This window comes from Paramagnetospirillum magnetotacticum MS-1 (assembly GCF_000829825.1).
GTDB classification, from domain to species: Bacteria; Pseudomonadota; Alphaproteobacteria; order Rhodospirillales; family Magnetospirillaceae; genus Phaeospirillum; species Phaeospirillum magnetotacticum.
In genome coordinates this window covers 1-11,086 of record NZ_JXSL01000021.1, presented here as the reverse complement: position 1 = coordinate 11,086, position 11,086 = coordinate 1, and the positions used below count along the sequence as shown (strand labels likewise).

General features: G+C 60.8%; 9 protein-coding genes. All 9 read left to right on the top strand.

What is annotated here, in order from left to right; genetic code table 11:
- A partial coding sequence (locus CCC_RS22405; protein ID WP_201773282.1) for a putative Ig domain-containing protein occupies positions 1-1,129 on the top strand: 1,129 nt, incomplete at its 5' end.
- A 10-nt stretch (positions 1,130-1,139) separates the two neighbouring features.
- A complete protein-coding gene (locus tag CCC_RS05095; protein WP_009867866.1) occupies positions 1,140-1,871 on the top strand; it encodes an efflux RND transporter periplasmic adaptor subunit in 732 nt (243 codons plus the stop codon).
- Positions 1,868-3,154 carry an efflux RND transporter periplasmic adaptor subunit gene (locus CCC_RS05090; protein WP_009867868.1) on the top strand — a complete coding sequence of 429 codons (1,287 nt, stop codon included), beginning with the start codon at positions 1,868-1,870 and terminating at the stop codon, positions 3,152-3,154. Before CCC_RS05095 ends, CCC_RS05090 begins: the two co-directional genes overlap by 4 nt.
- A gap of 2 nt (positions 3,155-3,156) precedes the next feature.
- A complete protein-coding gene (locus CCC_RS05085; protein WP_009867870.1) occupies positions 3,157-5,253 on the top strand; it encodes an HlyD family efflux transporter periplasmic adaptor subunit in 2,097 nt (698 codons plus the stop codon).
- Positions 5,254-5,287: 34 nt separating this feature from the next.
- The gene (locus CCC_RS05080) at positions 5,288-5,599 is read left to right on the top strand and encodes a hypothetical protein (protein WP_041040155.1); all 312 of its coding nucleotides are present in this window, start codon (positions 5,288-5,290) and stop codon (positions 5,597-5,599) included.
- Between the two features lie 292 nt (positions 5,600-5,891).
- Entirely contained in the window at positions 5,892-7,022 is a 1,131-nt protein-coding gene (locus tag CCC_RS05075) for a sensor histidine kinase (RefSeq protein ID WP_041040153.1), read from the top strand.
- 63 nt (positions 7,023-7,085) lie between these two features.
- Positions 7,086-8,237: a response regulator gene (locus CCC_RS05070; protein WP_041040151.1), complete on the top strand. Its 1,152-nt coding sequence runs from the start codon at positions 7,086-7,088 to the stop codon at positions 8,235-8,237.
- A gap of 23 nt (positions 8,238-8,260) precedes the next feature.
- Positions 8,261-8,905, top strand: coding sequence for a histidine phosphatase family protein (locus tag CCC_RS05065; RefSeq protein WP_152619700.1), 645 nt, complete (start codon positions 8,261-8,263; stop codon positions 8,903-8,905).
- A gap of 16 nt (positions 8,906-8,921) precedes the next feature.
- On the top strand, positions 8,922-11,086 hold a 2,165-nt coding region (locus CCC_RS21050), incomplete at its 3' end, for a PAS domain S-box protein (RefSeq protein WP_201773281.1).

The following is an 11,086-nucleotide window of genomic DNA, read 5'->3' as shown; positions in this document are numbered from 1 at the left end:
CGGTGTCGGAACCTCGGGCGGTGCCACAGCTGGTGGCACGGGTGTCGGCTTTGCCGGTGGGACTGGCGGGACCGGAACTGGAACCGGTGGCACGACCACGGGCGGGACCGGCGGTGAGAATGGCGGTGTCGGCACCAGTGGCGGTGCTACGGCTGGCGGCACGGGCATCGGCTTCGCCGGTGGAACCGGCGGAACTGGAACTGGATCTGGCGGCACGACCACTGGCGGGACCGGTGGTGAGAATGGCGGTGTCGGAACCTCGGGCGGTGCCACAGCTGGTGGCACGGGCGTCGGCTTCGCCGGTGGCCCTGGCGGGACTGGAAATGGAACCGGTGGCACGACCACTGGCGGCACCGGTGGCGAGAATGGCGGTACCAGGACCGGTGGAACCGGTGTGGGCGTTGCAGGGGGAACCGCGACAAGCGCAGGGACTGCTAATGTCGGTGCGGGTTCGGGCACTGCGGCGGGCGCGAGCGGCAGCGGTGAATCTGGTGGGGCGACTTCCGGCGCCGGTGTCTCGGCGGCGGCCCGCGCAGCGACAGCTGGTGTACCGGTGGTGCCGGATGCCAGAACGGTATCCGCCCCCAGTGCCTTCCAGGTGGCCGTGGCGGCTCGGGGAACTGGAAGTGGCGACGCTCTGGTTGTCGCCGCGCCGATCCGGGACGCTGCCGTGGATGCGGGCAGCCGGATTTCGGTGCAGATTTCCGCCGAGTCCTTCGCCCATACCAAGGCCGACGCAACGGTGACCCTGAGCGCGCAACAGGTCAACGGCGCCGCTCTTCCGGGATGGATGAGCTTCAATCCCCAAAACGGCACCTTCGAAGGAACTCCGCCGCCCGGCTTCCGGGGCGAGGTGACGGTCAAGGTGGTAGCCCGGGACGCCGAGGGACGTGAAGCGGTGCAGACCTTCAGCATCAAGGTGGGCGAAGCCGGGCAGGGGCAAGTCGCTCCCAGTAGTGACGGCCAACCTCAGGGCGGCGCCGCCCCTGGCGGTGGTCGCCAAGGCCTGCTGAAGCCCGTGGGCAAGCCCTCGCTAACCCAGCAACTGCGCGACAGCGGCCATCAGGGCCGCATCGCTAAGCAGATGGCTCTGTTCCGGGCCGCGACGCCGAGCGGACACGCCGCCTAGGCTGGAGAAGATGATGCTGCGACGTTTCCTCCTTGTCCTGGCGGTCACCCTGCCAGGTGCCGCCTGGGCTCAGGCCCCGCAGGGTGACATCCGTGCCCAGCTGACGCCGCGCGATTATACCACCCTAGCCGCGGAGATCGGCGCCAAGGTGGAAAAGATCGCGGTGCGTGAAGGCGAGCGATTTACCAAAGGACAAACGCTGATCGCCTTCGATTGCTCGGTGCAGCGGGCGCAACTGACCGAAGCCCGCGCGACCTTAAGCGCTGCGGAAAAGACCGTGGCGGTCAATAAGCGGCTGCTGGAGCTTCAGACCATCGGCAAGTTGGAATACGACCTCGCCCAGGCCGAAGTCGATAAGGCCCGCGCCAAGGATTCGGCTGGAGCTGCCGTGGTCGCCAAGTGTCAGGTCCCCGCTCCATTTGATGGGCGCGTGGTGGAGCAGAAGGCCCGTTCCCAGCAATTTGTCCAGCCGGGGCAAGCCCTGCTGGACATCCTGGACGACACCGAACTGGAGGTTGATTTCGTGGTGCCCAGCAAATGGCTGATTTGGCTGAAGCCAGGGTACGCCTTCCAGGTGGTGATCGACGAGACAACCAGGACCTATCCGGTCAAGCTGGTCCGAGCAGGTGCCCGCATTGATCCAGTCAGCCAAACGGTGAGGATGATGGGCACCATCGGCGGGCGGTTCCCGGAGCTGTCTGCGGGCATGAGCGGCAAGGTGCTGCTTACTCCCCCGCCATGAACGAGGATTTTCTCTCTCTCCTCGATCTACAACAACGTATCCTCGCCGCCAAGCGGCCTATCGAGGTGGCCTTCCTGGCTGTCAATCTTGCTCACACCCTGATTCCTTACCGGCAAGCGGCCTTGTGGGGAAGGGCCGACGGAGTGATCGCCGTGTCGGGAGCGGCGACGGTGGAAAGCGGCAGCCCCTATTTGCTGTGGCTGGGCCAGGTCTTTCGTCATCTGTCCAATCTGAGTATTCCCACCGCCCTGACGGCTGCCGCCTTACCCGCCGGCCTGACCGAGCAATGGAGTGACTGGCTGCCTGTCCATGCCCTGGGCCTGCCCATGGACGGCGAGACGCTGCTCTATGCCCGTGATGAGGCGTTTGCCGAGCAGGAGATTGCCCTGTTGGCCCATCTCGCCTCCCTGGTACGGGTGTCGCGCTTGGCGCTCTTGCCACGCGCCACCCTGAGCCAACGCCTGAAGGCGGCGGACGGCCGCCGCACCCGCATCGGTGCCATCGCCGCGCTGGCTGTGGCGCTGTTTCCGGTGACTGGCTCAGTGTTGGCCCCCGCCGATTCCGTTCCAGCGCATCCCATCATTGTTCGTGCGCCGCTCGATGGTGTCGTTGACCATATCGCCGTTCAGCCCAATGACAGCGTGAGCGAAGGCCAGCCCCTGTTTGAACTAGATGCCACACAGTTGACGGGCAGGCTGGACGTGGCCCGTCAGCAATGGGCCACCGCCGAGGCGGAATACCGTCAGGCTGCTCAGGCCATGGTATTCGATGGCAAGGCCAAGGCGCAGGTGGCGATCCTGGCCGGCAAGGCCGAGGAAAAGGCCGCCGATGTTCGCCTGCTGGAAAGTCAGCTGGCCCGTATTTCCGTCAAATCTCCTCGCGCCGGTGTGGTGGTGTTCGATGATCCCACCGACTGGATCGGCAAGCCGGTGGCGGTGGGCGAGAAAGTGATGGCGGTGGCCGACGAGAAGGATACCGAGATCGATGCCTGGGTGGCCGTTGCCGATGTGGGCGAGGTTACGGCGGGAGCACGGCTGACCATGTTCCTCAACACCGCCCCGTTGTCGCCTGTGCATGCCACGGTGCGCAGCATAGCCTACGAGGCATCGGCCCGGCCCGACAGCACCATCGTCCATCGGGTCCGCGCCAGTCTGGCTGATCCGGCCGACAGGCCACGTCTGGGCCTCAAGGGAACGGCTCGCATCGACGGTGATGCCGTGCCGCTGGTGTGGTGGCTGTTCAGGAAGCCGTTGGCGACCATTCGCCAATATGTGGGCTTCTGATCATGTCGGCCGGCGCCGCTCTCCCGGCCCTGCGCGATGAACTGGCGCTTCATTCCGGCCCGGTCGGCCATGACGGGGCGCCGACCTGGCTGTTGCACGATCCTTTGCGTAACCAGTTCTTCCGCCTGACTTGGCCTGTTTTCGAGGTGCTGTCGCGGTGGCATCTGGGACACTCCGAAGCCATCGCTCTCTCCGTATCCGCCGAAACGACCTTGGCCTTGGAGGCCGACGACGTGAGTGACGTGGTTGAGTTCCTGGCACGCAGCCAGTTGCTCAAGCCGTCGGGGTCGAGGGATGTAGAGCGCCTGTTGGCCATCCATGACGCCCACAAGACCGGTTGGCTGACCTGGGCGTTGCATCATTATCTGTTCTTCCGGGTGCCTCTGGTGCGCCCCGACCAATGGCTCGACGCCATCCTTCCCTTCGTGGAGTGGATGGGGCGGCGTTCCTTCCGCCTCATCACCTTGGGGGCGTTGGTGGTCGGCCTGTTCCTGGTCGGCCGACAGTGGGGCATCTTTACCACGACCTTCGTTGATCATTTCTCCATGGAGGGGCTGGCCTCGTTTGGCATCGCCCTGGGCTTTGCCAAGATCGTCCATGAGCTGAGCCATGCGCTGACGGCCAAATCCTATGGACTGCGTGTCCCCACCATGGGAGTGGCCTTCTTGGTGCTGATGCCGGTGCTGTATACTGACGTCAACGAAGCCTGGAAGCTAACCTCGCGCCGCCAGCGGCTGATGGTCGGCGGAGCCGGTATCCTGTCCGAATTGGCTTTGGCGGCTTGGGCGACCTTGGCCTGGGGGCTGCTCCCCGACGGCACGGCCAAGTCCTTAGCCTTCACCTTGGCGGCGACAACCTGGATTTCATCGCTTGCCATCAACCTTTCGCCGTTCATGCGCTTCGACGGCTATTTCCTGGCCATGGACGCGCTCGACATGCCCAACCTGCACAATCGCGCCTTCGCCTTGGCCCGCTGGCATCTGCGCGAGGTCCTATTCGGGCTTGGGGAAACCATCCCCGAATGCTTTCCTCCCCGTATCCACGCCGGGGTGATCGCCTTCGCTTGGGCGATATGGATCTACCGCCTGACGCTGTTTCTCGGCATCGCCATGCTGGTCTATCACTTCTTTATCAAGGTGGTCGGGGTGATGCTGTTCTGCGTCGAAATCGGCTGGTTCGTGGCCCGGCCATTCTTCGTCGAGTTCAATCAATGGTGGGAGAAGGCGAGGGCAATTCGGACGACCAAGCGCAGCCGGATCACCTTCGGCCTGTTTTCCGGGTTGGTTCTGTTGGCCGTGGTGCCATGGAGCAGCCGGGTATCGGCTCCGGCGCTGCTCAAGGCCAAGGATCACATGGTGGTTTACGCCCCATTGCCAGGGGTGATCGGTGAACTGGTTGTCAAAGCCGGGGACAAGGTCACCATCGGAACGGTTCTGGCTCGCCTTGACAATCCAGACATGGCGCTACGTCTGGCGCAGATCGAGCGCCGTATCGGTGTGCTGAAATATGAGATCGAGGCCGTTGGCTTCGACGACAGCTTCCGCAGTCGCGCCCAGGCCATTGTCCAGGAACTGGGATCGGTCATGGCGGAGCGCACCGCGCTCACCCGCGATCAATCCCGCCTGATGCTGACCGCTTCCATCGATGGTACCGTCATCGACCTGTCGCCCGTGGTGCAGCTCGGTCAGTGGATCGGCCCCAGGGAGCCGATGATGGCCCTTCGCTCAGGCACGCAGATCGAAGCTTACGTCGCCGAGGATGATCTGCCCCGTATCGCGGTTGGCGCATCAGCCACCTTCATTCCCGAAGGCTCAGGTGGGGCCCGCTCCGCCACGGTCATCGGTATCGACCGCACCGCCGTCAAATCTCTGGCCGACCCGGAACTGGCGGTTCTTTATGGCGGTGCGATCTCCGCGCGTTTCGACAATAAGTCTCTCGTGCCCGACCTGGCGGTCTATCGTGTTCGCTTGACCGTGGGCGGAGAGGACATTTTTACACCTGTGCGGGGCCAGGTGCTGATGAATGGCGAGCGCCGTTCCCTAGTTGGCCGGGTTCTTCGCTCTGTAGCAGCCGTGGTGATCCGCGAATGGGGAGCCTGATCTGTTATGCTTAAACATTAAGTCCTGGAGGTACATGATGCGCATTTTGGTCCGTCTGGTCGCAGTGGCGGTGTTGCTGGCCTTAGCTCCCGTCGTCATGGCGCTGGCCCAGCCTGCGCCCATCGACAAGGCCTATGAATCCTCCAAATCCGCCGAGTTGGAATCGGTGAAGCTGCAACTGGCCACACGCCAGGATAGCCGGGGCGTCGGCGAATTGAACGAGGCGGAAAGCGCACTGCGGCGCTTACGTGAGACCAAGGCCGCCGATCAGAGGGCCAAGATCGCCGCCGAACTGGACTCGGCCCTGGCTCGGCTGCACCTGGTCGCGGATGGGGTGGGAAAATAGCCGCCATTTATCCAGCCCGTCATCCGCATAGGCTGCGAAGAGAAATGATGTTCTCGGAAAATGGCGGTGTTCCCATGGGTTGCGTCGGCAACTAGGATTCTTCGCCACTGACTGGATCTGGCACAGACCCGGCATAGCGGACGCTCACGCTGGATGGCGGCTGCCGGGGGCACAGCGGTCTCCCGCCTCGCCCCGACCAACTGGCTCAACATGACCCAATCCGGACGTCCAGACAACCACAGCGCAAACGCGCGAGGCCGTTGTTGTCGCAAAATCACTTTAGTATTACCATGTGAGCTACTTCAGGTTCTTTGAGCTTAAAATGGTTATGAGAAGCGAGCGTCCTGTCGTTCTTATCGTCGACGACGTTGCCGAGAACCTCCAAGTTCTTGGCGAGTTATTGCAGCCATCATATTTGGTCAAGGTGGCGACATCGGGCGAGCGTGCGTTAAAAATCGCCTCAACCTATCCACAGCCCGACCTCATTCTGCTCGATGTGATGATGCCGGTTATGGATGGCTATGAGTGCCTTCGGCGGCTCAGGGAAAATCCCGAGACGCGAAAGATCCCAGTGATTTTCGTGACCGCGCTGGATAGCACGGAGGATGAGCGTAAAGGGCTGGACTTGGGCGCGGTGGACTACATCACGAAGCCGATCCGTCCGGCCATCGTCGAAGCGCGGGTCCGTAATCATTTGGATATGAAGGCAACGCGCGATTGGCTGTATGACCAAAATATCGTTCTTGAGGCGGAATTAAGCCGCCTCCTGGAAATCCTTGCGCACCACTTGCAGGAGCCGGTTCGGCGCCAGTTCACCTTCGCCCAATTGCTGCAGCGCTCACTGCCGAAGCCATTGAATGAAGCCGCTGAAATGTCCCTGGCACAGATAATGGACGGGGCTGTACGGCTGCGGACCATGCTTCATGACGTCGTGCTGTATCTCGCGGCCTGCCAGGCTCCAGATCCTTCCGCGCTCTGCGATGCGGAAAATGCCCTCAATATCGCCATCAGACAGGTTGGCCACCGGCTAGAAGATGCCGGGGGCAAGATCACTCGAGCTGAAATGTCGTCCGTTTGGCTGAACTCTGACCAACTGACTGCGATTTTCAGGGCGCTTATCACCAATGCCATCGATTACCGAGATCCGGAGCGCGACCTCCACATTACCATCATGGCAAATCTCGATGGATCCGATGTTGTCTTTTCGGTTGCCGACAACGGCATAGGAATACCACGTGAATTCCGCGATCGAGTATTCTGGTTGTTTGAACGGCTTCATGCTGATTTTAACAGGCCCGGAACGGGCATCGGCCTTGCCCTAGTAAAGAAAATTGTCGAAGCCGCAAGGGGCCGAGTCTGGATTGAAGATGGTGATGAGGGGGGGGTGAAAATATGCTTTTCACTGCCTCGCCGAACCGAATAGACTATCTCGAAAGTTTATGATTAGGCGACTTGCCATGGGGATGGCTATGACAAGGATCCACCTATGGACCAGGACTCGGGCCCGCATCCGCTGACAAGCGTCCTGATCGTTGACGACACCCCACAGAATCTGACCATCTTGGGGGAGCTTCTCCAGCCGTTGTACCAAGTCCGCGTCGCCAATTCGGGCGAGCGTGCTTTAAGGATAGTCGGCTCAACTCCTCGCCCAGACATCATTTTATTGGATGTCATGATGCCGGGCATGGACGGATACGCCGTCCTTGAGCGCCTCCGCTCGGATCCCGAGACACATGACATTCCTGTGATCTTCATCACCGCCATGAATGCCACAGAGGATGAGGAGCGTGGCTTTGCTTTGGGGGCGGTCGATTACATCACCAAGCCGATCGTCCCCGCGATCGTGCTGGCGCGGGTCCGCACCCATCTCGAGCTCAAGCGCGCGCGAGACCGTCTGGCCAGCCAGAATGACTGGCTGGAGCAAGAGGTCGCCCGGCGCATGAGCGAAAATCTGCTCATCCAGGATCTCAGTGTCCGCGCCCTGGCTTGTCTTGCAGAAGCCCGAGATAACGAGACCGGCCATCATATCATCCGGACGCAGGCCTATGTCGATCTCCTGGCCCGCAGCCTTGCCAATCACGAGCGCTTCCACCAAGCCTTGGTCGGCCCCCGGCTCGGTATGGTGGTTAAGGCTGCGCCGCTGCACGACATTGGCAAGGTTGGTATTCCTGATGCAATTCTGCTCAAGCCTGGGCGGTTAACGCCTGACGAATTCGAGGTGATGAAGACGCATCCGGCTATCGGCGCTGAAGCTATTAGCCGTGCCATGGATCAGGCATTGGCGCAGGCCGACAACAAGATGGCAGCCCAAGCCGGCGAGGCATTCTCATTCCTCAAAGTCGCGCATGAGATTTCCATCGGCCATCATGAGAAATGGGATGGCAGCGGCTATCCAACGGGCCTGAGCGGCGAGGCCATCCCAGTTTCGGCCCGACTTATGGCTCTGGCCGACGTCTTCGACGCCCTGATTTGCAGACGGGTCTATAAGGCGGCAATGAGCATCGAGGACGCCACCGCGATCATAGCCGAGGGACGCGGCCGACATTTCGATCCCGATGTGGTCGACGCTTTCCTGTCGCGCCGCGATGACTTTGTTGAAATCGCTCGCCGCCACGCGGATCCCGAGCAGGGGGAGTAATAGCGATGAAGATCACTGTCCACATGGCCATTGCCCTGTTTGTGGCGACAGCCGTCCTCGGCCCAGTCGCCGCCCATGCCGACGCTACCGGCGCCGCGCCGGCCGAGGCGGCTAAGTTTAAGGAGATCACCGCCACCAAGGAAACCTTGGAGCAGTTGCGCCGGGGAGGCTGGGCGCTTTACATGCGCCATGGCCGCACCGACAACACCAAGCCGGATCGATATCCCTCCGTCGATCTCAACGACTGCTCCACGCAACGGCCGCTGACCGAGGATGGGCTCAAAATGGCGGCCCAGGTCGGCGAGGAAGTTCGAAAGGCCCGCATTCCCATTGGCGAAATCCGCATCAGCCCGCTATGCCGGGTCAAGGACACAGTGGCGGCGGCTTTCCCAAACCACACGTTTACGCTCGACAATGAGCTACTTTACACGGCGAATTTGACGGATGCCGAAAAGCAGCCAATCATCGCCAATACCCGCCGCCTTCTTTCGGCGCCGGTCGCCAATGGAGTGAATCGGCTCCTGATCGCCCATGCGCCGAACCTGATGGACCTGATCGGTTATTTCCCCAAGGAAGGAACCCTGGTGGTGTTCCGTCCCAAGGGAAATGGCGAATTCGATTACATCGCCAGCATTCCGCCGTCTCTGTGGCCTGGCCTGCAACAATAGCCTTTTCGGTGACAGCATGACTTTCCGTCCAGCCCGGATGTCCCCCTATCTGGTGATCTTTCTTGCCCCAGTTATTGTGGTTGCGGTATTGGCTGGAGCCCTGAATATCAGCTCCTTTCATAGCCTTAGAGAAAGCCAGAGGGAAGTTAGCATCCTGCAGGGCCGGGAATTGGAGCGGGTTTCTTCGGCCACGCATATCAATGAAGAGGTCGCCAGCATCCAGCGCATGGTCGGATCGACGCTGGAAATGGCGAGTGACGGCAAGCTCGACGAGGCTGCGACTTATCGCGTCCATAGCGAGGTGGTCAATCGCTTGGCCGAACTGGAGAAATTACTTCCAAATCTGCGGCTTGACGCCGGATCGCTGAATGAAGTCGAAGACGCCAGGATCGATTTTGACGCCTACCGAAAGTTCATCATCCAGGCGACAGACCTCGCCGCCGTCGATCCTCCGGGGGCAATGAAGTTCGCCTATCAGGCGGCCAACAGCTATCTCGCGCTGTCCGAACACACCCATGCCATCGCGCGGGCCGTCGCCGAGGAGGCGGCTCGTCAGGGCGAGGTGCAGTCAGCCAGCTTTGAGGGGCAGGCGGCGCGCATCATGGCGAATGGGGGAATCCTGATTGGGGCGCTGCTGATTCTTTGGGTTCTGGTAGGAAGCTGGGTGGCGCGGCGTGTATCCAGCCTGAGTTCGGCGCTTCACGATCTGGCGCAAGGCGATGTCGCCTCGGCCTCTTTGCCCGAAGTCCAACGGATCAGCGCGAACCGCCACAGCATATTGCGGGACATGGCCCAAGCCATCCTTGCGTTTCGGGATGCTCTGGTGTCGCGGGAAAAGTCGCAGGCCGAACTCCGCAAGCTTTCCCTGGTTGTCGAGCAAAGCCCGAATCCAGTCGTGATCGCCGACCTCAATGCCAAGATCGAATACGTGAACGACGCCTTCATCCGAAACTCGGGTTACAGCCGGGAAGAGGTGATTGGCCGCAATCCCCGCATCCTCAAATCAAAGAGGACGCCAAATTCGACCTACAGAGCCATGTGGGACGCATTGACGAGAGGGGAAACTTGGTCAGGGGAATTTACCAATCTTACCCGGGACGGGCGGGAACGGATCGAGATGGCAACCATCGTTCCCCTTCGCCAGTCCGATGGGCGCGTCAGTCACTATGTCGGAATCAAGGAGGACGTAACTGAGAAGAAAAAACAAGAGGATACTTTAAGAAAGCTTTTTCTGGCGGTTGAACAAAGTCCTGAAAGCATTGTTATTACGGATCTTGAGCCAAAGATTGAGTATGTTAATGGCGCCTTTGTCCGCAACACAGGTTTCAGCCGCGATGAGGTGATCGGCAGCAACCCGCGTGTTCTTCAGTCTGGCCTAACTCCTCCAGAAACATTCAAGGATATGTGGGCGAAGTTGAGCCAAGGAGAGTCTTGGCACGGCGAACTTGTCAATCGCCGCAAGGACGGCAGCGAATATGTCGAATTCGCCCATATCGCCCCGGTCCGTCAGGCGGATGGCGAAATCACCCATTACCTTGCAATCAAGGAAGACGTCACCGACAAAAAGCAGATGATGCGGGAGTTGGAGCTTCACAAGGATCACCTTGAGCTGATGGTCGCGGAGCGGACCAACGCTCTCTCCATTGCCAATCAGGAACAGAAGGCGATCTTTGACGCATCCGGGGTCGGCATTGCTCTCATCCGGGACCGGGTCGTTATTCGTTGCAATCGAAGTCTCGACAAAATGTTCGGCTACGGCCTCGGGGAGTTGGAGGGGCAACAGACCCGTGTTTGGTATCTGGATGATGACGACTGGGAGCGGCTTGGGCATGAGATCTACGAGCAGGTTGGGCAAGGCGAAACCTACGAATGCGATCAGCAGTTTCGCAAGAAGGACGGCTCGCCGTTCTGGACCCGACTTGCGGTGCAGGCCCTCAATGCCGCCGCGCCCAACGAAGGCATTGTCGCCATTTTCGAGGACATAACTGATGAGCGCAAATCCGCCGAAGCGTTGCGGTTGGCCTTTGCCGAGCAGCAGGCAATCCTGGACTCGGCGACCTCCGGCATCGTCCTGATTAAAAATCGGATCCTGGAGCGCTGCAATCGAAAGCTCCACGAGATCTTCGGCTGGCCCGATGGCGAGATGGTCGGGAAGCCCAAGCGGATCTGGTACGCCGACGA